Here is a 26,236-nt window from a genome sequence, read left to right as displayed (position 1 = left end):
AACATCATTTTTATATCCCACTCAATTATTTCATAAAAGTGACTTTATTCTCATCTAACTGATATTCAATCTCCAAAGATGCCGTAATTACATCCAGCACATTGCGGAGCGATCGACTCTTTAAATAGGCCGTAAGCAGAAGCTCCTTTAAAGCCGGATCCTCGAAAAAGATTTCTACATCATATCGTCGTTCCAAGGCCTTCGCTACATCATTCAATCGGTTCTTATCGAATTTTAAATAGCCATTTCTCCAGCTCATATACAATTCAATATCTTCCACCTTTTGAGTGGCTACGGTACTTGTTGAAAGATCAAAGATTCCCAGTTCATTACGGTTTAAAATCGCCCTTTGATCCTCAGCCTCTTTTTCCTGTCCAAACGAAACCCGTCCTTCTTCAACTACAACTTGCACCTGTTGGTCCTCGGGATATGCTCGTACTGAGAAAGCCGTTCCCAGAACCCGAACCACTGACCCGTTTGAGTGAACTAAAAACGGTTTTTGCTCATCCTCTGACACTTTAAAATAGGCCTCACCATCCAGATGGACTTCACGAACATCAGAGGCAAATTTTTGGGGAATCTTAAGTTTACTATCAGCATTGAGCTTAACTTCAGTACCATCGGCCAGCGTAAGATTCGCTCTTTGTCCATTATCAGTGCTAATTTGTCGCAGTACCGGTTCTTTTTGTTTGGGTTGTTCCCAGCTCTGGTACGATAGCACTCCGAAAAGCCCTGCAACTAAAAAAACTGCGGCTATTCGAATAAATTTCTGAGTTCCAGAATGAATGGATGAACTACGAAAAGACCAATAGCGCTTTTCTTCGGAGTTCTTATTGCTTGACGGAGCCTTCTGATTATTTATTTGCTTGTCCAGCCGATTCCATTCTTGATCCAGATTCCACTCCATATCCTGAGATGAAACGGCCTCACCGGAAAGCTGCCAGATGCGACGTAATTCCTGAAACCGTTTCTTATTTTCATGACTCTGGTCAATCCATTGCTCAACCTTTATTCGTTCCTGATCGGTACATTCCCCTGCCAAGTAGCTGGCAATCAATTTGTATTCTTTTCTATTTAACTCCATCAAACTGACTTTAAATAATCGATCTTTTCTTCATCTATAAGACAGTTGTAACAAGCATTCCCCCCAATTTTAATATAAGATGGCCAAAAACTTCGTTTAAAGAATATGAAAGGGTTTTTAGAAGGATTCGTACTGCAAAAAATAAACCTGTTGAAGGTACTAACTCACCCAATTTGTGCGCGAATATCTTTAAGAGCCAACCCCATGTGATTTTCAACAGTCTTGCGGCTAATATCCAAAACTCCAGAAATTTCGTCATAACTAAGACCATGCCGGTGATAAAGGATAAATACCCTGCGGCGGCGTTTGGGCATTGCCACAACAGCTTCCCATATTTGATCAACCAATTCATCCTTTTTATCAACTCCCAGATCAACCGATGGCTTTATATCTTGCAGCATCTCTCTTGAAAAGTTCTCGCGCACTTCGCTGCGATGCCCTCTTTCATTAATATGATTAATTGCAGTATTACGAACCGCTTTTAAAAGATAGGCTTTAACAGAGCGGTGAACCTTCCACTTTTCGCGGCGATTCCAGATTTTTACAAACACATCTTGCACAAGATCTTTAGCTCGCTCCTCACAGCTTGTAAACTGGTAAGCAAAGGAACACAAATCATAATAGTATTCGCAAAAGAGCTTTTCGAAAGCCTGCTCGTCGCCCTGGCGAATCCTTTCCACCAGATTATTGCCAGATTTATCCCTTATTTCTTCTGCGATATTCATATGCTAGCGAATGCCGATATAGTAAACAGAATGCCTGAACTAATATTCCCCTAAAAAACGAATTATGAGTGGGGAATAAAATTACAAACAGGCCGGTAGTTTATAATTATAAATATTGAATCAAAAAGATCCTATTAAATACCTCATTTACATTCATCCCATTTTATACTTAAATCCTGAAGAGATTAGTTGGCATACAGCATTTTTTCCTTCCCTTGCCTTATTACACCTGAGGATTAATATTTTGGCTATCCTTCTAAGGATACAATCTATGAAAAACTCTTTTCTTGAAATCCCGATTAAATATTTCATTCATTCAAACCTCATAAATAAATGTACAAATGGCGAACCTAAAACAGTAAAAAAATGTAAGTCGTATTAAAAATAGAATAGAACGATCCATGCTGGCGCTATTTCCTATCCAGTGCGATGATTATTAACAATTCAAACCAATAAGCGAAGAGCTAGGCTTAAGATCTGTTACGAGGTTGAATCCAAAGAGGAGGCCTCTTCGGTATCTTCAGGAACGATACCCAGTCTTTTAGCACGCTCCATCCATTTTTTACGTGCCATCTTCTGCATATCTTCAATAGTATCCACTTCGTCTATAATCTCCATCCCCAGAAGGGTTTCCACAAGATCTTCCATTGTTACAACACCGGCAAAACCCCCGTACTCATCAACAACGATGGCGATATGTTCCTGCTTTTTCATCAGCTGTTCAAAGAAATCCTGCAGCGGCATCATCTCAGGTACAATAAGAATATCACGCTTAAATTCCTTCAACTCCTTATCCGTTTCACCGCGAGCCAACATCAGCAATAAATCATTTTTAAGCACGTAGCCGGTTACCTCATCACGACCGTCGCCATAAACAGGAAGCCGGGAGAAATGAAGTCGTTCTACATTTTCACTGACTTCACTCACTTTCAACGTTTCATCAAAACCAACTACCACTGTACGGGGGGTCATAATATCCTTGACCCGAAGTGAATTAAAGCGAATCAAATTCTTAAATATGCGTGATTCTTCCTCTTCAAAAATACCTTCTTCCACCCCACGATCGGCCAGCGCTCCGAATTCCTCACGACTAAAGCTGGGAATTTTTTCATCCTGTGCAAGCCATCTTGTAATAGCCTGCGACATTACTACCAGTGGATACATCAGAAACATTAGCACGCGAAGGGTCTTAGCAGATATAGGAGCCAGTTTCCTCCAATAAGTTGCTCCAATAGTTTTAGGGATAATTTCGGAAAGTACCAGGATCAGAAAGGTAAGCACAGCCGATGTAATCGCTACATACGCATCCCCAAAAACAATTTGCGCCTGGGCACCCACTCCGGCAGCACCAACGGTATGAGCGATAGTATTTAAGCTCAAAATCGCTGAAAGAGGTCGGTCTACATCCTCCTTATATTTATGCAGCAACTTACCTGTCTTTGCCCCTTTTCGTTCCATGATAGCAATATAGGAATGGCTCACTGAAAGCAGCACCGCCTCCAGAATAGAACACATAAACGATACTCCAATAGCAAGCGCCAAATAAAATATCAGTAAATACATAGGTCAAAAATAGTAGTATTACACCTGATTAAAAAACCTGATTAGCTAATTTTGCCTTTGAAGTGCCTCTTCAATTTATCTGAAATTAACGTTTAGCCAAAGCACTGTGTTGGTTATATTAAGTGCCAATTTTAAAGAACTTATATTCTTGCTACAACTCGAAAACATATCGCTATCATTTGGCGACGAAACGCTACTCGACGGTATTAGCACCATCATTAATCCGGGTGAACGGGTCGGACTCGTAGGTCCGAATGGTGCCGGCAAATCCACGCTACTCAAAATTATTGCCGGAGAAATTGAACCCAATGGTGGGAATATAACGATGTCTAAAGCAGCTACCGTTGGCTATCTGCCGCAAGATGGCGTAGATCCAGATCCGGATCTGACCGTCTATGAAGAGATGGAAAGTGCTTTTGCCGATATTCAAAAATTAGAGCACAAAGTACAGAAAGCGCGTGAAGAATTAGCCGCTTTTGAAGAAGGAACTCCCGAATATCGTTCTACGATGGAAGAAGTTGGACGGCTCCAAAATCGTATTGAACAATCCGGAGCTTATGCGCTGGAATCAAATATTGAGAAAGTTCTGATGGGGCTTGGGTTTACGCCGGATGATTTTCAGCGCCCAACAACTGAATTCAGTGGCGGCTGGCTGATGCGTATTGCGCTCGGCAAACTCCTGCTTCAGCGTCCCATGTACCTGTTATTGGATGAGCCTACAAACCACTTGGATATTGAATCGCTGCGCTGGATCGAACAGTTTTTGAATGGCTACGAGGGCGCAGTCATTATTGTCTCGCACGACAAGGCGTTCCTGAATAAAATTACCACACGCACACTAGCCCTGGAACGGGGTGACCTGCACGATTATGCCGGTAATTACGATTATTACGAGGAAAAGCATGCCGAGCGAAAAGAACACCTGCGCAAAGCCTATGAGAATCAGCAGCAGGAAATCAAGGAGATCCAGGAATTTATCGATAAGTTTCGCTATAACGCCAGCAAGGCCGCCCAGGTGCAGAGCCGTATCAAGCAGCTGGAGAAAATGGATAAAATTGAGCTCGACGAGCGCGAAGAGGAAATATACTTTGAATTCCCTCCCCCTGAACGCAGCGGTGCGGTGGTGATGAAGCTCAAAAATATCCGCAAGCAATATGATGACAATGTCGTTTTTGAAGACCTCTCTTACTCTATCGATCGCGGTGATAAAATTGCGGTTGTGGGTCCCAATGGTGCGGGGAAATCGACGATGATTCGTATGCTTGCCGGACTTGAAGATTTTGATGAGGGTGAACGCGAGCCCGGCCATAATGTGACGACCTCTTATTTTGCCCAGCACCAAGCTGATGAACTGGATCGCAACAAAACGGTATTTGAAATCATGCGGGAAGCGGCCCCCAAAACCGATGAAACGCGGCTGCGTACTATTTTGGGATGTTTCCTTTTCCAGGGCGATGATGTATTTAAAAAAGTATCGGTACTATCGGGCGGAGAAAAAAGTCGTCTTGCCCTGGCACGTATGCTGGTACAACCGGCCAATTTCCTGATTTTTGATGAGCCCACCAATCACCTGGATATGCAATCCAAAGATATTCTTCAGCAGGCGCTCGACCAGTACGAAGGCACTTACATGATTGTCAGTCACGACCGCGACTTCCTTGATCCTATTGTTGACAAAGTGCTGGAAGTGCGTCCCAATAAAACTAATACTTTTCACGGCAATGTCTCTTACTATCTGGATAAAGTGGAAGAACGGGAAGAGACAAATAAAGCTGTAAATCAACAGGATAGCAGATCAGACACTTCCAATAACGGATTATCCAGAAAAGAAGAAAGGCGACTGGCCGCCCAAAAGCGGCAGCAAAAGCATGACAAGCTGAAGCCACTTAAAAGGAAAATCGATCCGCTGGAAGAAGAGATTGAAGAGCTCGAAGAACGCAAGGAAGAAATTGAGGATCTGATGGCTGAACCCGACTTTTACGAAGATGAAGAGCAGGTCAAGGAAATATCCATGGAGTACGAAAAGCTCAAAGGCAAACTCGTTGAGGTGTATGCCGAATGGGAAGAGCTGGCTATGAAGATGAGCCGTTTTTCATGCTAACGGTTATCGGCTGTCCTAACGAAAGCATTTCGGCATTATAAGCTATTCCCAAATCCGCACGGGATACGATATTTTCCAACACTTCTCGCATCGGTGCGTTCTCTACATCAACTGAAATGATACTCTGTAATTCCGGAATGCTGTCGGAATACTTGCTAACCGAGTAAAAGGACTTGGTAATGGACTCATTTGCAGCAGACGTAAGATACTGTCCCTGAGCATCGGTCGTATATGCCTGACTTACTGGCGAAACCAATAATACCGCCAGGCACCAGAGCACCGACTTTGACAAAATATGCAATAACGATTCTTTCATAGAACCTCCGTTTGGATTGATTTTTTTATTAAAAAACTATCGCGTTTGAGTTATCAAGTTTTCTGTTTTAGTGAAACCGATTACAAAACATCATTTTTATATCTCACTCAATTATTTCATAAAAGTGACTTTATTCTCATCTAATTGATATTCAATCTCCAAAGATGTCGTAATTACATCCAGCACATTGCGAAGCGATCGACTCTTTAAATAGGACGTAAGCTCTAGCTCTTTTAAAGCCGAATTTTCGAAAAAGATTTTTACATCATATCGTCGCTCCAAAGCTTTAGCCACATCACTCATTTTCGTTTCCTCAAATTTTAAATACCCTTCCCGCCAGCTCATATATAATTCAATATCTTCCACTTTTTGAGTGGCTACGGTACTTGTTGAAATGTCAAAAGTTCCCAACTCGTTACGGTTTAAAATCGCTCTTTGATCCTCTGCCTCTTTTTCCTGTCCAAACGAAACCCGTCCTTCTTCAACAACAACTTGCACCTGTTGTTCCTCGGGATATGCTCGTACAGAGAAAGCCGTACCCAGAACCCGAACTATTGATCCGTTAGAGTGAACTACAAACGGTTTTTGCTCATTCTCTGACACTTTAAAATAGGCCTCACCATCCAGATGGACTTCCCGAACATCAGAGGCGAATTTTTGGGGAAGCTTAAGTTCACTATCAGCATTGAGCATAACTTCAGTACCATCGGCCAACGTAAGATTCGCTCTTTGTCCATTATCAGTACTAATTTGTCGCAGTACCGGTTCTTTTTGTTGGGGTTGTTCCCAGCTCTGATACGATAGCATTCCGAAAAGTCCTGCAACTAAAAAAACTGCGGCTATTCGAATAAATTTCTGAGTTCCGGAATGAATGGATGAACTACGAAAAGACCAATAGCGCTTTTCTTCGGAGTTCTTACTGCTTGACGGAGCCTTCTGATTATTTATTTGCTTGCCCAGCCGATTCCATTCTTGATCCAGATTCCACTCCATATCCTGAGATGAAACAGCCTCACCGGAAAGCTGCCAGATGCGACGTAATTCCTGAAACCGTTTCTTATTTTCATGACTCTGGTCAATCCATTGCTCAACCTTCCTTCTTTCCTGATCGGTGCATTCGCCCGCCAAGTAGCTGGCAATCAATTGATATTCTTTTCCATTTAGCTCCATCACAATGCCTTTAAATAATCGATCTTTTCTTCACTTATAAGACAGTTGTAACAAGCATTCCCCCCAATTTTAATATAAGATGGCCAAAAACTTCGTTTAAAGAATATGAAAGGGTTTTTAGAAGGATTCGTACTGCAAAAAATCAACCTGTTGAAGGTACTAACTCACCCAATTTGTGCGCGAATATCTTTAAGAGCCAACCCCATGTGATTTTCAACAGTCTTGCGGCTAATATCCAAAACTCCAGAAATTTCGTCATAACTAAGACCATGCCGGTGATAAAGGATAAATACCCTGCGGCGGCGTTTGGGCATTGCCACAACAGCTTCCCATATTTGATCAACCAATTCATCCTTTTTATCAAGTCCCAGATCAACCGATGGCTTTATATCTTGCAGCATCTCTCTTGAAAAGTTCTCGCGCACTTCGCTGCGATGCCCTCTTTCATTAATATGATTAATTGCAGTATTACGAACCGCTTTTAAAAGATAGGCTTTAACAGAGCGGTGAACCTTCCACTTTTCGCGGCGATTCCAGATTTTTACAAACACATCTTGCACAAGATCTTTAGCTCGCTCCTCACAGCTTGTAAACTGGTAAGCAAAGGAACACAAATCATAATAGTATTCGCAAAAGAGCTTTTCGAAAGCCTGCTCATCGCCCTGGCGAATCCTTTCCACCAAATTATTGCCAGACTTATCTCTTATTTCTTTTGCAATATTCATATGTTAGCAAATGCCAATACGGTAATAAGTAGACCTAAATTAATATTCCCCTAAAAAAACAAATTATGAGTTGTAAATAAAGTTACGAGCAGGCCGGTAGTTTATAATTATAAATATTTCCTTCATTCAAACCTCATAAATAAATGTACAAATGGCGAACCTAAAACAGTAAAAAAATGTAAGTCGAATTGAAAATAGAATAGAACGATCCCTGCTGACGATATTTCCTATCCAGTACTATGATTATTAACAATTCAAACCAATAAGCGAAGAGCTAGGCTTAAGATCTGTTACGAGGTTGAATCCAAAGAGGAGGCCTCTTCGGTATCTTCAGGAACGATACCCAGTCTTTTAGCACGCTCCATCCATTTTTTACGTGCCATCTTCTGCATATCTTCAATAGTATCCACTTCGTCTATAATCTCCATCCCCAGAAGTGTTTCCACAAGGTCTTCCATTGTTACAACACCGGCAAAACCACCGTACTCATCAACTACGATGGCGATATGTTCCTGCTTTTTCATCAGCTGTTCAAAGAAATCCTGCAGCGGCATCATCTCAGGTACGATAAGAATATCGCGCTTAAATTCCTTCAACTCCTTATCCGTTTCACCGCGAGCCAACATCAGCAATAAATCATTTTTAAGCACATAGCCGGTTACCTCATCACGACCGTCGCCATAAACAGGAAGCCGCGAAAAATGAAGCCGTTCAACATTTTCACTGACTTCACTCACTTTCAACGTTTCATCAAAACCAACTACCACTGTACGGGGGGTCATAATATCCTTGACCCGAAGTGAATTAAAGCGAATCAAATTCTTAAATATGCGTGATTCTTCCTCTTCAAAAATACCTTCTTCCACCCCACGATCGGCCAGCGCTCCAAATTCCTCACGACTAAAGCTGGGAATTTTTTCATCCTGTGCAAGCCATCTTGTAATAGCCTGCGACATTACTACCAGTGGATACATCAGAAACATTAGCACGCGAAGGGTCTTAGCAGATATAGGAGCCAGTTTCCTCCAATAAGTTGCTCCAATAGTTTTAGGGATAATTTCGGAAATTACCAGGATCAGAAAGGTAAGCACAGCCGATGTAATCGCTACATACGCATCCCCAAAAACAATTTGCGCCTGGGCACCCACTCCGGCAGCACCAACGGTATGGGCGATAGTATTTAAGCTCAAAATCGCTGAAAGAGGTCGGTCTACATCCTCCTTATATTTATGGAGCAACTTACCTGTCTTTGCCCCTTTTCGTTCCATGATAGCAATATAGGAATGGCTCACTGAAAGCAGCACCGCCTCCAGAATAGAACACATAAACGATACTCCAATAGCAAGTGCCAAATAAAATATCAGTAAATACATAGGTCAAAAATAGTAGTATTACACCTGATTAAAAAACCTGATTAGCTAATTTTGCCTTTGAAGTGCCTCTCCAATTTATCTGAAATTAACGTTTAGCCAAAGCACTGTGTTGGTTATATTAAGTGCCAATTTTAAAGAACTTATATTCTTGCTTCAACTCGAAAACATATCGCTATCATTCGGCGACGAAACGCTACTCGACGGTATCAGCACCATCATTAATCCGGGTGAACGGGTCGGACTCGTAGGTCCGAATGGTGCCGGCAAATCCACGCTACTCAAAATTATTGCCGGAGAAATTGAACCCAATGGTGGGAATATAGCGATGTCTAAAGCAGCTACCGTTGGCTATCTGCCGCAGGATGGCGTAGATCCGGATCCGGATCTCACCGTCTATGAAGAGATGGAAAGTGCTTTTGCCGATATTCAAAAATTAGAGCACAAAGTACAGAAAGCGCGTGAAGAATTAGCAGCTCTTGAAGAAGGAACTCCAGAATACCGTTCTACGATGGAAGAAGTGGGACGGCTTCAAAATCGTATTGAACAATCCGGTGCTTACGCGCTAGAATCAAATATTGAAAAAGTTCTGATGGGGCTTGGATTTACGCCGGATGATTTTCAGCGCTCAACAACTGAATTCAGTGGGGGCTGGCTGATGCGTATTGCGCTCGGTAAACTCCTGCTTCAGCGTCCCATGTACCTGTTATTGGATGAGCCTACAAACCACTTGGATATTGAATCGCTGCGCTGGATCGAACAGTTTTTGAATGGATACGAGGGCGCAGTCATTATTGTCTCGCACGACAAGGCGTTCCTGAATAAAATTACCACACGCACACTGGCCCTGGAACGGGGTGACCTACACGACTATGCCGGCAATTACGATTATTACGAGGAAAAGCATGCCGAGCGAAAAGAACACCTGCGCAAAGCCTATGAGAATCAGCAGCAGGAAATCAAGGAGATCCAGGAATTTATCGACAAGTTTCGCTATAACGCCAGCAAGGCCGCCCAGGTGCAGAGCCGTATCAAACAGCTGGAGAAAATGGATAAAATTGAGCTCGACGAGCGCGAAGAGGAAATATACTTTGAATTCCCTCCCCCTGAACGCAGCGGTGCGGTGGTGATGAAGCTCAAAAATATCCGCAAGCAATATGATGACAACGTCGTTTTTGAAGACCTCTCTTACTCTATCGATCGCGGTGATAAAATTGCGGTTGTGGGTCCCAATGGTGCGGGGAAATCGACGATGATTCGTATGCTTGCCGGACTTGAAGATTTTGATGAGGGTGAACGCGAGCCGGGCCATAACGTGACGACCTCCTATTTTGCCCAACACCAAGCTGATGAACTGGATCGCAACAAAACGGTATTTGAAATCATGCGGGAAGCCGCACCCAAAACCGATGAAACGCGGCTGCGTACTATTTTAGGATGTTTCCTTTTCCAGGGCGATGATGTATTTAAAAAAGTATCGGTACTATCGGGCGGAGAAAAAAGTCGTCTTGCCCTGGCACGTATGCTGGTACAACCGGCCAATTTCCTGATTTTTGATGAGCCCACCAATCACCTGGATATGCAATCCAAAGATATTCTGCAGCAGGCCCTCGATCAGTACGAAGGTACGTACATGATTGTCAGTCACGACCGCGACTTCCTTGATCCTATTGTTGACAAAGTGCTGGAAGTGCGTCCCAATAAAACTAATACTTTTCACGGCAATGTCTCTTACTATCTTGATAAAGTGGAAGAACGGGAAGAGACAAATAAAGCTGTAAATCAACAGGATAGCAGATCAGACACTTCCAATAACGGATTATCCAGAAAAGAAGAAAGGCGACTGGCCGCCCAAAAGCGACAGAAAAAGCATGACAAGCTTAAGCCACTGAAAAGAAAGATTGATCCGCTGGAAGAAGAGATTGAAGAGCTCGAAGAACGCAAGGAAGAAATTGAGGATCTGATGGCTGAACCCGACTTTTACGAAGATGAAGATCAGGTCAAGGAAATATCCATGGAGTACGAAAAGCTCAAGGGTAAACTAGTCGAAATCTATGCCGAATGGGAAGAGCTGGCTATGAAAATGAGCGAAATTGAGGAAGAATTTGGTAGTTAGTTATGAATATTGAGTAGTAAGTAGTGAGATTTTACCTTAACCTTATCATGGGTTATAGATTAAGATTAGAATTTGTCGCGATAATACCTATCTGGACTGAAAAAACTAACTTAAACAAGCTCAGATGCATTTAGCCTGATGATTTATCTTCAGGCGATATAAATAATAATTCCATCTCAATACTCCCATCTCACTACTCAAGACTATTCTTACGTAGCGAAAATCTGTTCTTTATTTCGAAAGGCCTTGAATTCAAGGGCATTGCCACTGGGATCCTTAAAAAACATCGTAGCCTGTTCGCCTGGTTTCCCTTCAAAACGAACATATGGCTCGATAATGAAATCTACCCCCTCATTTTCCAATCTTTCGGCAAGCTCTTCCCACTGTTCCCATTCCAATATCAACCCAAAGTGCTTGGCCGGTACGGCGTGGCCGTCCACATCGTTCATACTTGATTTACCTGCCTCTTCAGGACTTAAATGCGCAACAACCTGGTGCCCCCAGAAATCAAAATCGATCCAGTGATCTGAACTGCGGCCGGTATCACAGCCGAGGACATCCCGATAAAACGTAAGGGTTTCTTCGAGATCTGAAACCGGAAATGCCAAGTGAAAAAGCGGTGTTGTTTTTTCTGCCATAATTACTAACAATTTGAAGGTTTTTAATTTCTTAATTCTTAATTATAGATGATAAGATATAAATCAATATGCACTCATGCATTCATGGTAAATCTCTTAGATGATAATAATTATCCATAGAACCCGATGCCGATTTTTAACTTACATTGAATGACAATACATTAGCTCTTGTTAAAGAATTAGGATTGAAACATTAATAAAAACCAAAAATTATATTCACTCATGCAATTATTTAAAAAGTATTTTCTGTCATTTGTACTACTCTTTTTCGCTGTGGGATGTGCCCAACAGAAGATGGAGCAAGAAGAAAAAACTACAGAGCCGGCAACTGACTTCACCAAAGCCGTGGCAGTTGTTCATCCCACCGATAATGGAAACGTCACAGGAACCGTAACTTTCCAACAAGAAGGAGATAGCGTACGTGTCCAAGGTGAGTTTGAAGGGTTGAGCGAAGGCAAGCACGGGTTTCATATTCATGAATACGGAGATTGTTCAGCCGGCGATGGTACTTCTGCGGGTGGCCACTACAATCCTACGGAAAATGATCATGGATCGCCTACACAAGACAACCGTCACATGGGAGATATGGGTAACCTTTTAGTCGCAGAGGGTGACTCGGCCAGCATCAACTATGTTGATCCAAAAATTAAATTAAACGGTCCTAACAGCATTATCGGACGAGGAATTGTAATTCACGGTGGCGAAGATGATTTTGAATCACAACCTTCAGGAGCTGCCGGTCCTCGAATGGGATGCGGTGTTATCGGGGTAGCGAATGCCGATGCCTGATAAGAAAAAAAACTTAAATTAAAATGGAGTCCACCTCACAGGTTGGACTCCATTTTTATATAAGACATTTATTATTACTTACATAGCTTCACAGTCATGAAAACACTTATCGCCATTCTTAATATTATTATTGCCCTTCCCTTAGTTGCAACAGCACAACACGAGCTGCAAGGCCATTGGAAGGGATCCATTAATGTGCAGGGAACCAAATTGGTGATAATTACAGACTTTTCCTGCGCAAATAATTCTCTAAGCGGCACTATTGATATCCCTCAGCAAGGAGCCCAGGATATTCGCCTCGAGGATATCACCATAACCCGAAGTGACTCAGTAAACTTTTCCTTTTTTGCCGGCATGAGTACCGTTGAATTCCGCGGCCATTTAAAAAATGACACTACCATTACCGGCACCTTCCATCAAAGTGGACAACAGTTTCCGTTTGAACTCTTCAAGAAACTTTCTGCAAATACTACCACTCGCAAAAGCACTTCGTCTCCCTCATATAATCAAGAAGATATTATCATCAAAAATGATTCTGTTGAAATAGGTGGAACACTTACTTGGCCTATGGATCTACAGACCAATAAGCTGGTTATCATAATTTCCGGCAGTGGTGCACAAAATCGGGATGGAGAATTATCTATAACTGATTTTAAACCTTATCAGTCATTGGCTGATTCTCTGACTACAAATGGAATAGCTACTTTTCGGTATGATGATCGCGGTATTGGTCAGTCGGGTGGTAATTTTTCCGAAACTTCGCTCAATATGCATGCGACAGATGTAAAAACAATCATCAATTATTTTAGACGAGATAATACCAAATCTTTCTCTGAAATTATTTTACTTGGACACAGCCAGGGCGGAATTGTTGCCGGTAAAGTGGCAGCAGAAAATAGCAGTGTCGACAAACTTATCCTGTTAGCTTCAACAGGTCGTACGATGCAAGAAATACTTCGATTTCAGGCAAGGCAGGCATTTTCTCGGGCCAATATCGATAGCAGCCTAATCACAGAAGAAATTGACGCACGCGAAAAACTCATGGAAGCCGTCTTAAAGGATCAAAATATGGAAGAAGCCAGAAAGAACTACACCAACAAATTTAAGAAATTACAGTTATCGATTGGCTTGGATTCCTCCCAGGCTGAAACCTTAGCTAATCGACAGGCTCATCGGCTATTAAATGCTTACCAGTCTCCACAATTGAAATCCTTCCTCCGCTATAACCCTACTACCGACTTAATAAAGCTCAATATACCCGTGTTAGTGCTATTTGGTGGTAAAGATATGCAAGTTACTGAGCAGATGAATCGACCACCCATAACATCAGCTTTAGACTCAGCCGAAACCACGTATGATATGAAAGTCTTTCCTGAAGCCAATCATCTTTTCCAAAACGCAAAAACGGGATCAGTCAATGAATATGCTACTTTAGAACCTGAATTTGTGGACGGATTAATTCAGTCAATCTCAAAATGGATCAAAAAATAAGATCTATAAATAAAAGCCTGTAAAACTTCCTAAGCCTAACAGGCTTCTGAAATCCAAGTTCAAACTTCTAGTTTCCAGAACCTACTCCGACTTCCAGCTTTTCATCTTTTCATCAATCACTTCTTTCAGTCGACTTACCGGCACGCGATCCTGCGTCATATCATCACGATAGCGTATTGTAACCGTATCTTCGCCTTCTGATTCCACGCCGTCAAAATCAACCGTCACACAAAACGGCGTACCCGCTTCATCCTGCCGACGATAACGCTTACCAATAGATCCGGACTCATCATACAACACGTTATAATCTTCGCGCAGATCATCGGTAATTTTATGCGCCAGATCCTGCAGTTTATCTTTTTTGATCAGCGGAAAGATGCCCACTTTTGTTGGTGCCAGCTGTGGATTCATCTTTAGCACCGTTCGAGTATCACCATCTACTTCCTCCTCTCGATACGCATCGCACAATACCATCATCACCGTGCGATCCAATCCAATAGAAGTCTCAATTACATAGGGGACATATTTTTCCTGCTTCTGCTGGTCGTAATACTCCAGCTTTTTGCCGGAATGTTCCATATGCTGACTCAAATCAAAATCAGTGCGGTTATGTACACCCTCAACCTCTTGCCAGCCGATAGGATATTCGTACTGAATATCAGCGGCTTGTTCAGCATAGTGTGCCAGCTTATCCTCGGGATGCGGATGAGTACGTAGCTTGCTTTCACGAATACCCAATTTCCTGTGCCAGTCCAGCCGTTTGTTGAGCCAGTGATCATAACTCTCCTCATCAGTTCCCGGCTCAACAAAATACTGCATCTCCATCTGTTCAAACTCCCGCATGCGGAACACAAACTGCCGGGCAACCACCTCATTACGAAAGGCCTTTCCAATCTGGGCAATACCAAACGGTACCTGCTGACGAGCGGTATCCATTACGTTCTTAAAATTCACAAAAATGCCCTGCGCTGTTTCCGGACGAAGATAGACTGCATCATCATCCTTACCAGAAGAAGTAGCACCAAACTGTGTTTTGAACATCAGATTAAACTGGCGCACTTCAGTCCACTCAAACGCGCCGGATTCAGGAGCCCGGATCTCCTCATCCATAATAATTTCATATAGATCCTCACACACGCCTTTTCGCGAACCGGCGGTATCCAAAAGTTCCTGCAGTTCATCCGCCTTATCGGCCTTGCCGTCACTGCGCAATTTCGCAATATGATTTTCGATCAGCATATCTGCCCGATAGCGTTTATTCGACTGCTTGTCATCAATCATGGGGTCGTTAAAACCCTCCAGGTGACCGCTGGCCTCCCACACTTTGGGATGCATAAAAATGGCTGAATCGAGCCCAACAATATTATCGTGACGCTGGGTCATTTCTTTCCACCAGAAATCGCGAATGTTTCGTTTGAGTTCTGTACCCAACGGACCATAATCGTAAACGGCTCCGAGTCCGCCATAAATTTCTGAGGATTGATAAATAAAGGCGCGGGACTTCGCCAACGACACAAGCGTATCTAAGCTATCGAGTTCGGTAACTGACATGTACGTGCTAAGAATTTAGATTCAATAATGATTTTTAAGATGCCCAAAGATAGAAAAAATTACTGCTTTAATTAATTATCCTTTTATCCGTATTTTAGAGGCTTTTGTAAGATTTAGTTGGGAATGCTAATCCCATCAATTCCATTAAAAAACCAAACAACAGTTTAAAAACAAGATCTATTTATGCACTCGTATCAAGTTGGCGTGCTCGGTGCTACCGGGGCCGTCGGACAAAAGTTTATTCGCTTGCTCGACCATCATCCATGGTTCACTGTAAAAGTATTAGGAGCCTCAGAACGATCAGCCGGGAAAAAATATAAACAGGCTGCCCACTGGATAGAGAAAACCGAACTTCCCTCGAATGCAGCTGAACTCACCGTTCTGGCATGTAATCCTGCTAAATTCAGAGGAGTAGATTTCGTATTCTCGGGATTAGATTCAGCCGTGGCCGGAGATATTGAGCAAGCTTTTGCCAAAGCAGGTATTCCCGTAATCTCCAACGCCAAAAATTACCGTATGCATGACCAAGTACCACTGTTGGTTCCCGAAGTAAATCCCGATCACGCAGAACTCATTAAAAGACAGAGTTTCGACTCCGAAGGTAGCGGCTGGATTGTCACCAATCCGAATTGTGTTTCCGTACCACTTTCGATGTCCCTGCGTCCGCTACACGATGCTTTTGGGATCGACTCCCTGGTAGTTACATCCATGCAATCGGTTTCTGGTGCTGGCTATCCCGGCGTTTCCAGCATGGATATCATAGCAAACGTAGTACCCTATATTGGTGGCGAAGAATCCAAAGTACAAACCGAGGCTACAAAAGTGTTAGGTACGCTGTCGGATGATTCCATTACATTTAACAACTTCACTATTCAGGCTACAGCTGTGCGCGTCCCTACGATCGAGGGACATCTCCTTTCGGTATCGGTAAAACTGAAAAATGCTCCATCCTCCATCGAAGAAGCCGAACAAGCTTTTACTGATTGGAAGAATCCTATTGCGGATCTGGATCTGCCATCATCGCCGGCAAATCCCGTACGACTGTATAAAGAAGATCGCTATCCGCAGCCGCGACTCCATGCCGATCGCGAAGGTGGAATGCAAACAGCGGTGGGACGTCTACGCAAAGGTACCGTCATGGATCTGGGATATGTAACCATGGCACACAATACCATTCGCGGCGCAGCCGGCGGCGCTATTTTAAATGCTGAACTTTTAGCTGCGAAAGGATATATAAGCTAATATTTATTCCTCAAATTACATCACTGTCGGAAATCTGATCTCCGGCAGTGATTATTAACTCAAATCTCCCCTTCTGTATTCTCGTCATCTAATTCTTTAAGCTTGTACTCAGAGAGATGAACCCGGGCCGAAGAAACCGTATTCTGAGCATCATCCTTATTTGAACGCTTGACTTTAAGTTTTAGCCTCCCCTGTTCACTACCCGGAAATGATTCAAACACTTTCATTGAGGTACCCTCCAATATAACTTTTCCGCTCCACCATCCCTTTTCAAAACGAATATTTTCCAAATTTCGATAGGGAATAGTTTCAGTTTTAACTCCTGATTTTATTATTCCCAGAAAACTATCTTCTACTTCAAATTCAAAAACCAATCCCTCCTCTTTTACCTTTAATAGTCCCTTGGCAACTTGCAATCCATGATTAATATTTGAGATTTCAAAAGGAACGGATGGATTTGAAGTATAATTCATGGGTGTTTTATTAGGTTCAATATTGAATAGAAAAAGTATAGAAAATTTCTGAAAAAATTTTGTAAGGATTCGTCATCCCAATGGTCTTACTAACAGAAACGTGTAAAAGCGTATAAGCCGTTGAAATAGAGAGTAATATCAAATGTCCTTCCGGGGTGAAGCTGTTGGTAGCAGTTTCACCCTCTTTTATTATAGGGGGCTTTAACGATACCACTTCTGCCATTGTAAGCTTTTCCACTATACGGGATTCACTTTGATTATTTCCTATTCTTCTCTTCCCTCTTTAAGAAATTGCATCGAAAAAGTTGTCCCTTTCTCTGATGATCTAAAATTATACTCAGCATTCAATTGATTAGTTAATGTCTTAATAAGATTCATACCTAACGACTCTCTTTCGCTGTCAAAATCATCCGGTAAACCCACACCATTATCACTAACTTCCAATCTTACAAGATCGTCTGACATTGTTAAATCAACTGTAATTGTTCCCTTTGCTTTTCCCTCGAATGCGTATTTTATACTATTAGTTACTAATTCATTAACAATTAACGTACAAGGCATTGTTTGTTTGATATTTAGATAAACTCTATCACAATTGCTTTTAATATTAATCTCTTTCTCAGACATCATTGTGCTAACAATATCTGTTACTAACTTGGTAATATTCTCACCTAACGCAACACTGCTATAATCACCAGATTCATATAGCTGTTTGTGAATACCAGCTACTGCTCTCATGCGGTTTGCTCCCTCTTTAAGCGTTTTGACAAGCTCTGGATCATCTTCTTTTAACCACTGGAGCTGTAACAAACCTGCCACGACCGCCAGATTATTCTTTACCCGATGATGGATCTCCCCCAACAATGTTTGGTTTTCTTCTAACGATTTTTCTAATCGTTGTTTATCAAGTATCCAATCTGTTACATCTTGACTTGTACCAATAGTAAAAAATGGCTCCCCTACATCATTATAAAAATGAATAGCACGGGCTTCGACATACTTGATTTGATTATTGGGAAGTTTAATACGATAGGTAATCTCAAACGAATTCTTGTTGTACAATGAATCAATAAAATTCAGGTGAACTCGCTCCTGCTCTTGAGGAGACATCTGACGTAAATAAGATTTGTAGGAAGGTTCATGCTGTTCTGGTTCGTATCCCAAAATGCGATACATCTGATCCGACCAAAAAATCTCATCCTTTTGGTGATCTATCTCCCAAATCCCTATATCTGCAAGAAGTTCCGCTGATTGCATCCACCTTCTAATCTTCGTTACTTCTTGCTCGGACTGTTTTAACGTATCGACAATGGAACGCGTAGTTTCTTCAGAGAGCTGTACCCCAGATTCTAACGCTTGAATTGCCTGTCCTACCTTTTCTTTTATACCCACGCCAACTTTTCCCAAAAAGTTTCTCCCTGTACCTAAAGCTTTGATATCAAACAATTTTAAAAAATTATTGCTAATTCTAAAAACTTAATTGGTTATAAATTATCTCGGATGAGGTAATTAGGATGAGTATTGATCAGGCACTTTAGTTTTTATCATTCAATAAAATTAATCTAACAAACATTAATAATAGCTACTTGTCAATTCAAAGGTTGTAAAACTACGACAAATAAAATCCGATTTATTGATTGAGATTCAGGCTGTTCCACCAATTACTACAAAGTACTTGACAAGCGACTTAAGTAGTCCTTTCAAAATTAGTATGGAAAAAGCACCCAAGTTCCCATTGCATTTATGTACTATCTTGAAAGGCTTTATAATGCAAAAAAAGAGATAACAAAATCTGACATTTTTAAAGTGGATTTCGAAGACAAAATATTGGAACTCTTAGCCACCAAAGCGAAGTGATGAGCAAAAAAATATAGTCTTCAGCTTCTTTCAAAAACTTAATGCAAGCTCTTATGAAAAGTATTAAATTCCATTAAACCTTTAAAAGAGAGTTGTAACTCTTTAAATTTTGTGCGTGTTTAAACCCAAGTAAAAATTTTATTTGGAAAATAACTTGGGATGGAAAAATGTAGAATATGTCAAACCACTTCCAACCTTTTGGAAGTGGAAGTAAAATTAAACTACAAACAATCCAAAAAAATAAGTTTGTGTAAAAACTGTATAAGTAATGATAAAAAGGAAGTACATAAAAGACTTCAAAAAAGAGAAGAAATCATTGGCAATTTGTTTTTAGCTATGGCTGATATTGATAGAACCAAGGAAGAATTGGTGAGAGAGTTTCTACAAAATAAGAATGTAGACTACGCCATTTATTCTGGTGATTTTGAACTTATCTTGCCTGATTAAATCCCTAAAAACCCTATAAAGTTACTTTCTGAGAGCTTTTCCAGTTTACAGTTTGGTAATCTGATCACATCATTTTTAAAAAATTTGATCAACACATAAGCAAAAAAGCTATAGAATTCGAAAGAGAGATTCTTGATAGCAGTTTCACCACCTTTTATTAGTCTATAGTGATTTTCTTGCCATTCACCCCCTTCTATATTATTCTTCTATAAAATTATTTTCAGGAGAAATCAATATGCGATATAAAGTTACAGCCCTTTGTTTCTTTCTAACCACATTCATTTCGGCAGAAGTACTTGCACAAACCGTTATCATCAATGATGATTTCAGTGACGGTGATTTTACAAATAATCCCACCTGGACAGACAGTGAGTCCAAACATATCATTAATGCCTCAAATCTACTTCAGCTCGATGCACCCGGCGAAACTGCTGAAGCTGTAATCAGTACTCCTTCAACAGCCGCTTATGGCGAATGGGAAGCATATATTAAGCTGGGTTTCAATCCATCAAGCAGCAATTTAGCAAGATTTTATATTATAGCTGACAATCAAAATATGAAGGGCAGTATTGATGGATATTTTGTTCAAATAGGCGATACCGAAGATGAAATAAGCCTTTATCGCCAAGATGGTAACAATACAACAAAAATTATAGACGGAGCCGATGGGCTTGTCGATACTGATCCTGTAACTGTTCGCATACGGGTTACCAGAGATCTCGATGGAAATTGGGAGCTTTTCGCTGATCCTGCCGGAGACACTTCATATAACTCCCAGGGAATGGCATCCGATAATACATATATCCAAAGTGAATTTATCGGTTTATTTGGTGATTATACCAGCACCCGATCGAACCTGTTCGAATACGACGATATTCAAGTAACTAAAGTCAATCCACCACTCGATATCCAAAATGTTTCCGTCGTAGATAATCAGACCATTGAAGTTTCTTTCAATCTGGATGTCGATCCTGCCAGTGTTCAAACATCAGATTTTACTATTACTCCCAATATCGGAAATCCCGATAACACTGCTACGTCAGGCGATATCGTTCAACTCACCTATAATAATCCCATCTCTGGCGGACAATACACCTTGAATGTTAGCGACATTGCTGACAACGAGGGCAATACTATCGATCCCAATACTGATTTTGGATTTCAGTTTTTTGACTCCTACGTCCAGGGCGATATCATCATCAACGAATTTGCTTACGATTATCCGACAACAATTAATGAAGAATATATCGAGATCCGAAATACCAGTAATAGGTACCTGAATCTTGCCAATTGGCAAATAGCAGATATCAACAGCAGTTCCAGTTTAGGCTCCGATCCCATCCCCATAGAGCCTGACAGTTTCTTAGTTATTTCAGCAGATACTACCGAATTGAATAATCTTTTTGGCAATAGAGCCTATCACGAAGCCGACTTCCCGGCTCTTAATAATACAACACCAGATGCAGTACAATTAATTACTGATACCGGAGCTAAAGCGGATTCCCTGAGTTACAACTCCAATTGGGGCGGTACAGATGTAGCGCTGGAACGGCGGTCAGCTTCTGCTCCGAGTATCTATAAAGAAAATTGGGGCGATTCCCCTAATCCCGATGGCGGTACACCGGGTATGGTCAATGAGGTAGCCGAAGATAATACACCGCCCAAGTTCACAGGTCTAAATATTCTATCTCCAGAAACGCTGCAACTTGTTTTTGATGAACGACTGGATAAACCCGGCAGCTATGAGATCACCAACGGTAGTATTACATCAGTCGATCAAACCGCAGCTGATACCGTAGAAATCTCTCTGGGATCAGACCTGCAAAATGCCCAGGATTATACCTTATCCGTCGAAAATACCTCTGATATTTTTGGCAATACCATCGCTTCCACCGATACATCCTTCACATTTTATGATCCGTCTCCGGTGGATTCCGGTGATATAGCTATCAATGAATTTATGTACGCACCACCGGCAAACAGCTCCGAATATATCGAGCTCTACAATCACTCCGACAAATCACTTGACCTGCAGGGATGGACACTCAGTGATAACCGGGAAACTTTTAAAGGCACGATATCCAACAACCAATTCATCATACCCCCGGATAGTTTTGTGGTGATTGCTCCCGATAACACGATTGAATCCGAATATCCCAATATTGTGCTGTTGACCATGGGTGATTTCCCGGCCCTCAATAACGGCGGCGATCGAATCATTATCCGGGACCAGAATGGTATACTACTGGATTCCCTGCAATACACTTCCGACTGGGGTGGCGACGAAGTAGCGCTTGAACGGCGTACAACAGAGGTCGCAGGAATATTTCATGAAAACTGGAGTAATGCTCCCAATAAATTTGGCACTCCGGGTTCCCAAAATGATGTACCTCAAGATCAAACGCCGCCTACTTTTAAAAACCTGATTAGCGTTGATAACAACAAAATTGAACTTACATTTTCCGAAAAACTAGCCCCATCATCAGCTACGGATGAGCAAAACTACCGGCTTTCTCCGTCAATCGGAATTCAGTTGATATCAGCACAAGATGAAACAGTAACCCTATTCTTAGAGCAGGCACTTACTGACGGACAAATCTATGAAGTAACTGTTTCTAATATATCTGACATTTTTGGTAATACCTTGATAAACGCTACCCGGGACCTTGAATATCTGCAAATTGATGAGGCCCAGTCAGGACAAATCGTTATTAATGAAATTTTGTATAACCCGGGATCCGAAGGAAAGGCAGATTTCATTGAGCTCTATAATACCACGAATAAAAATTTTGATTTAACCGAATGGGTGGTGGGCGATTACAGTACCGAAACCACAATTGAAAATCCCCTGCAACTCGAAGCCCGGGAATATATCGTGCTTACCGGCAATCAAAATTTTGCAGCAGGAATTCCCAATGCTATAGCCATAAGCGGATTTCCATCTTTAAATAATAATACACCTGATGACATCTATATCAGAAATAAAAATGGTGAAACAATCGATTCATTGCGGTACTACCAGAGCTGGGGCGGTAATGCCGATGGATCTTCCCTCGAGCGAAAAGACCCATTAGCGGCTTCAAATGATGCCTCAAACTGGCAGACCAACAACTCTGATAACGGCATCTCGGCAGGAAACCAAAATATATCTTTCCAAGAGGATACCGATTCCCCGCAGATGATTTTTTCCAAGGTATTGAGTAACGGGAAATATGAAATTAGGTTTAATGAATTTATACGTCTAACCGATAATATTGCTTTTTATTCCGGAGGAGAACGTCTTTCGATCTTTGATTTTGACTCAACCAATGCTGATGTAATTTTTCTGTCTTCCTCCGCTTCAAAAAGTAATAATATGAATGCGAATAACACGACAATCCGAGTAGAAAATCTTAGCGATGTTAAGGGAAATACAACAACAAGTTCTGAAATTCCGGTAGCACAACCCCTGCAAAACGGAGATTTAGTTATCAATGAAATTATGTTTAATCCTCTGGCCAATGCTGATGACAACCAGCCCGATCAAACCGAATACATCGAGCTGCGCAATACTCAAGATTATGCTATTTCACTGAAGGGCTTATTCTTGCATGACGAACCTGACGAAAACGGCAATATTCGCGATATACAGCCGGTCTCCACTACGGCAAAATGGGTTTCGCCGCAAGGCCATGTACTCATCCATGCCGATGAGAGTACAAGCTTTGAGGAGAGTCAAACTGCTGTCTTTTTCGATCTGACATCACCAAATATGCAGTCGATAATGCGGGCAAATCGATCCAGTTTAAGCTTAGCTTCCTCCGATGACGCCATTTACATAGCCGACAGCACGGGCACCACTATCGATTCCGTTTTTTATGATGAAAGCTGGCACAATCCTAACATCATCGATACCCGTGGCATTGCCCTCGAACGTATAGCCCCTGAAGGGCCCAGCAGTGATGAAACAAACTGGGGATCCAGTGTAACTGAAAAAGGAGGTACGCCAAATTCAAAGAACTCTATCTATCAAGAAAATGGCGAATTAAGCCAGGAAACAGGCATAAGTTTCAATCCCAATCCTTTTTCACCGGATGATGACGGCTATGAAGATAACCTGTTTATCAACTATAAACTCGATCAACAGGACTATCTGATAAAAGTACGTATTTATGACCGCTACGGACGCTTGGTGCGCACGTTGGCCGACGGAGAACAAGCCGGTTTTGAAGGACAGCTTATCTGGGATGGGCGAAAAGATGATAACAGCCGCAACCGCATCGGTATTTATATTGTCATTTTCGAAGCGTACGACAGCGCTTCAGGAAGCGATGAAACATTCAAGAAAACCGTTGTCTTAGCCCGACAGCTAAATTAAGAATGGTAAATGAGGAATTAAGAATTAGGAATTAGAATATTTTTATTAGTTTTAGATCCTTTTTGAAAAATATTCACTTCCAATTTTACTTCTAATGAGTTCTGCTCCGATTGGCATTTTTGACTCCGGCTTCGGTGGTCTGACGGTCATGAAAGACATCGTCAGCGAGCTTCCGCAATATGACTATCTATACCTCGGCGATAACGCGCGATCTCCCTATGGAACCCGCTCGTTTGAAACCATTTATCACTACACGCTGGAGTGTGTTAAATATCTTTTTGACCAAAATTGTCACCTAATCATTTTAGCATGTAATACGGCCTCAGCCAAAGCCCTTCGAACAATCCAACAAAAGGATTTGCCAAATATTGATCCCAACAGAAGAGTACTGGGTGTTATTCGTCCAACTGCCGAAGTTATCGGCAACTACTCTAAAACCGGGCATGTGGGCGTACTTGGAACCAGCGGAACGGTTACCTCAAATTCGTATAAAATAGAAATCAATAATCAGTTTCCAGAACTAACTGTTCTTCAAGAGGCCTGCCCAATGTGGGTTCCGCTTGTTGAAAACCAAGAATTCGACAGTGACGGGACCGATTATTTCGTACAACAACATATTGATAATATTCTATCTAAGGATCCCAAAATTGATACCCTGCTTTTGGCCTGTACTCATTACCCATTACTAATTAATAAAATCAAAAAGTTTGTTGATGAAGACATTACCATTTTGAGTCAAGGTGAAATTGTGGCCAAAAGCCTGGCTGATTATTTAAACCGACATCCGGAAATTGAAGGAAAATGCACCCAAAACGGAACACGCAGATTTCTTACCACCGACTCTACCGACGATTTTGACGCTCATGCGAATGTTTTCTGGGGCGATACAATAAATTCTGAGTTCATCCACCTTTAGGAAATATGCCAACATCCAATAAACTTGCCGTTATTGGCGGTGGAGCTGCCGGATTTTTTGCTGCCATAAACGCGGCACGCCTTAATCCCAATCTCAACGTCACTATTTTTGAAAAAAGTAGGGAAGTCCTTTCCAAGGTTCGCATTTCAGGCGGCGGACGCTGCAACGTAACCCACCACTGCTTCGACCCGGAAATAATGTCCAAAGCGTATCCCCGAGGTTCCCGTGAACTCCGCTGGGCTTTTGAACAATTTCAGCCGACCGATACGGTATCCTGGTTCGAAGATCGGGGCGTTGAGCTTAAAACAGAAAGCGACGGACGCATGTTTCCCACCACCGATGACTCGGCAACGATTATCAATTGCCTGAAGGAAGAAGCCAACCATCACGATGTTGATGTTCATACCCGCCATCGAGTGGAAACGATTACCCGCAGAAGTGATAAAAAGTTTGAGCTGTCAATCAAAAATAAAAAGTCCCAGATTTTTGATGCCGTAGTTATTGCCACGGGCGGCTCCAATCGCCGCAGTACTTATAAGTGGTTGGAGGATCTGGGACATTCCATCGTAGAGCCCGTCCCATCACTGTTTACATTCAATTTTAAAGAGAACATTTTCAAAGATCTGTCCGGCATATCAATAGAAAACGGATCTGTAAGTATTGCGGGTACCTCCTATCAACATGAAGGTCCTATTTTAATTACCCACTGGGGACTCAGCGGCCCGGCCGTGCTAAAAACGTCAGCCTGGGCGGCGCGATATCTCTATGACCAGAACTACGATTTTACTATTCAGGTAAACTGGTTGCATCCTCTTAATTCACAGGAAGTGCAACAAAAGCTTAAAAAGCTTCGGGATACCAATGCCCGGAAAACTGCTCAAAAACAGGACACCTTCCCTATCCCCAATCGTTTGTGGAATCGATTCCTGGAACTGGCTGATATTGATCCCAAAATAAGATGGGCTGAACTCTCCAACGAAAATATCCATCACCTTACCGAACAACTTACAAATGCAAGCTATGACATTGAGGGAAAAACCACCTACAAAGAAGAGTTTGTCACCAGCGGCGGTATTCCACTGGATGAGGTGAATATGGGAACCATGGAGAGCAAAAAGATATCTAACCTCTATTTTGCCGGGGAAGTGCTGAATATTGACGGCATCACCGGCGGATACAACTTCCAATCAGCCTGGACCACCGGCTGGATTGCGGCTCAACATATTGGGGGAGAATAGCAACAGCCTCAGATTATCACGGAGGTAAACAGATAGTCGCAAGCAATAATTTTTGTACGAGGCCTTT

20 protein-coding genes are annotated in these 26,236 nt (G+C 42.0%); 9 read left to right on the top strand and 11 right to left on the bottom strand.

The genetic code is table 11. The features are described from left to right. Positions 1-25 precede the first annotated feature (25 nt). The 3 genes from U5J89_RS04990 to U5J89_RS04980 all read right to left on the bottom strand — a co-directional run bounded on the left by U5J89_RS04990 (position 26) and on the right by U5J89_RS04980 (position 3,372). Positions 26-1,084 carry a FecR domain-containing protein gene (locus U5J89_RS04990; protein ID WP_322574507.1) on the bottom strand — a complete coding sequence of 353 codons (1,059 nt, stop codon included), beginning with the start codon at positions 1,082-1,084 and terminating at the stop codon, positions 26-28. Between the two features lie 164 nt (positions 1,085-1,248). Continuing rightward, entirely contained in the window at positions 1,249-1,809 is a 561-nt protein-coding gene (locus U5J89_RS04985; protein ID WP_322574506.1) for an RNA polymerase sigma-70 factor, read from the bottom strand. Between the two features lie 480 nt (positions 1,810-2,289). Beyond that, the gene (locus tag U5J89_RS04980) at positions 2,290-3,372 is read right to left on the bottom strand and encodes a hemolysin family protein (RefSeq protein ID WP_322574505.1); all 1,083 of its coding nucleotides are present in this window, start codon (positions 3,370-3,372) and stop codon (positions 2,290-2,292) included. Between the two features lie 106 nt (positions 3,373-3,478). Here U5J89_RS04980 and U5J89_RS04975 point away from each other — a divergent pair, with 106 nt between their 5' ends. Then, a complete protein-coding gene (locus U5J89_RS04975; RefSeq protein ID WP_322574504.1) occupies positions 3,479-5,473 on the top strand; it encodes an ABC-F family ATP-binding cassette domain-containing protein in 1,995 nt (664 codons plus the stop codon). On the opposite strand, the gene U5J89_RS04970 is transcribed toward U5J89_RS04975, so the two are convergent. The 4 genes from U5J89_RS04970 to U5J89_RS04955 form a co-directional block, all read right to left on the bottom strand. After that, entirely contained in the window at positions 5,445-5,789 is a 345-nt protein-coding gene (locus U5J89_RS04970; RefSeq protein ID WP_322574503.1) for a hypothetical protein, read from the bottom strand. The two genes, U5J89_RS04975 and U5J89_RS04970, sit on opposite strands and share 29 nt — an antisense overlap. Positions 5,790-5,900: 111 nt before the next feature. Further along, the gene (locus tag U5J89_RS04965; RefSeq protein ID WP_322574502.1) at positions 5,901-6,959 is read right to left on the bottom strand and encodes a FecR domain-containing protein; all 1,059 of its coding nucleotides are present in this window, start codon (positions 6,957-6,959) and stop codon (positions 5,901-5,903) included. A 164-nt stretch (positions 6,960-7,123) separates the two neighbouring features. Then, on the bottom strand, positions 7,124-7,684 hold the full coding sequence (locus tag U5J89_RS04960) for an RNA polymerase sigma-70 factor (RefSeq protein ID WP_322574501.1): 561 nt from the start codon (positions 7,682-7,684) through the stop codon (positions 7,124-7,126). A gap of 290 nt (positions 7,685-7,974) precedes the next feature. Continuing rightward, a complete protein-coding gene (locus tag U5J89_RS04955) occupies positions 7,975-9,057 on the bottom strand; it encodes a hemolysin family protein (RefSeq protein WP_322574500.1) in 1,083 nt (360 codons plus the stop codon). 148 nt (positions 9,058-9,205) lie between these two features. Here U5J89_RS04955 and U5J89_RS04950 point away from each other — a divergent pair, with 148 nt between their 5' ends. Continuing rightward, a complete protein-coding gene (locus U5J89_RS04950; RefSeq protein WP_322574499.1) occupies positions 9,206-11,170 on the top strand; it encodes an ABC-F family ATP-binding cassette domain-containing protein in 1,965 nt (654 codons plus the stop codon). A gap of 209 nt (positions 11,171-11,379) precedes the next feature. Here the strand turns inward: U5J89_RS04950 and U5J89_RS04945 are convergent, their stop codons facing one another. Further along, positions 11,380-11,808: a VOC family protein gene (locus U5J89_RS04945; RefSeq protein WP_322574498.1), complete on the bottom strand. Its 429-nt coding sequence runs from the start codon at positions 11,806-11,808 to the stop codon at positions 11,380-11,382. 222 nt (positions 11,809-12,030) lie between these two features. On the opposite strand from U5J89_RS04945, the gene U5J89_RS04940 reads away from it, so the two are divergent. Both U5J89_RS04940 and U5J89_RS04935 read left to right on the top strand, forming a co-directional pair. Continuing rightward, positions 12,031-12,597, top strand: a complete 567-nt coding sequence (locus tag U5J89_RS04940) for a superoxide dismutase family protein (protein WP_322574497.1) — start codon at positions 12,031-12,033, stop codon at positions 12,595-12,597. A gap of 96 nt (positions 12,598-12,693) precedes the next feature. Next, complete coding sequence (locus U5J89_RS04935; protein WP_322574496.1) at positions 12,694-14,088, top strand: alpha/beta fold hydrolase; 1,395 nt, start codon at positions 12,694-12,696, stop codon at positions 14,086-14,088. 81 nt (positions 14,089-14,169) lie between these two features. On the opposite strand, the gene U5J89_RS04930 is transcribed toward U5J89_RS04935, so the two are convergent. Further along, a complete protein-coding gene (locus U5J89_RS04930) occupies positions 14,170-15,639 on the bottom strand; it encodes a glycine--tRNA ligase (protein WP_322574495.1) in 1,470 nt (489 codons plus the stop codon). 183 nt (positions 15,640-15,822) lie between these two features. Between U5J89_RS04930 and asd the strand changes: the two genes are divergently transcribed. Beyond that, entirely contained in the window at positions 15,823-16,881 is a 1,059-nt protein-coding gene (asd, locus tag U5J89_RS04925) for an aspartate-semialdehyde dehydrogenase (protein WP_322574494.1), read from the top strand. 59 nt (positions 16,882-16,940) lie between these two features. Here the strand turns inward: asd and U5J89_RS04920 are convergent, their stop codons facing one another. Together U5J89_RS04920 and U5J89_RS04915 are read right to left on the bottom strand one after the other, a co-directional pair. Continuing rightward, on the bottom strand, positions 16,941-17,354 hold the full coding sequence (locus U5J89_RS04920; protein ID WP_322574493.1) for a hypothetical protein: 414 nt from the start codon (positions 17,352-17,354) through the stop codon (positions 16,941-16,943). Positions 17,355-17,618: 264 nt separating this feature from the next. Next, positions 17,619-18,800, bottom strand: a complete 1,182-nt coding sequence (locus U5J89_RS04915; protein ID WP_322574492.1) for a sensor histidine kinase — start codon at positions 18,798-18,800, stop codon at positions 17,619-17,621. A 609-nt stretch (positions 18,801-19,409) separates the two neighbouring features. Here U5J89_RS04915 and U5J89_RS04910 point away from each other — a divergent pair. The 4 genes from U5J89_RS04910 to U5J89_RS04895 all read left to right on the top strand — a co-directional run bounded on the left by U5J89_RS04910 (position 19,410) and on the right by U5J89_RS04895 (position 26,169). Further along, positions 19,410-19,658, top strand: coding sequence for a hypothetical protein (locus tag U5J89_RS04910; RefSeq protein WP_322574491.1), 249 nt, complete (start codon positions 19,410-19,412; stop codon positions 19,656-19,658). Between the two features lie 235 nt (positions 19,659-19,893). Continuing rightward, a complete protein-coding gene (locus U5J89_RS04905; protein ID WP_322574490.1) occupies positions 19,894-24,015 on the top strand; it encodes a lamin tail domain-containing protein in 4,122 nt (1,373 codons plus the stop codon). Between the two features lie 94 nt (positions 24,016-24,109). Then, complete coding sequence (gene murI, locus U5J89_RS04900) at positions 24,110-24,931, top strand: glutamate racemase (RefSeq protein ID WP_322574489.1); 822 nt, start codon at positions 24,110-24,112, stop codon at positions 24,929-24,931. A gap of 5 nt (positions 24,932-24,936) precedes the next feature. After that, the gene (locus tag U5J89_RS04895; protein WP_322574488.1) at positions 24,937-26,169 is read left to right on the top strand and encodes an NAD(P)/FAD-dependent oxidoreductase; all 1,233 of its coding nucleotides are present in this window, start codon (positions 24,937-24,939) and stop codon (positions 26,167-26,169) included. Positions 26,170-26,236 lie beyond the last annotated feature (67 nt).

Origin of the sequence: Fodinibius sp. (genome assembly GCF_034521915.1) — a bacterium.
Lineage (GTDB): Bacteria > Bacteroidota > Rhodothermia > Balneolales > Balneolaceae > Fodinibius.
This window is presented reverse-complemented; position numbering and strand designations above follow the sequence as displayed.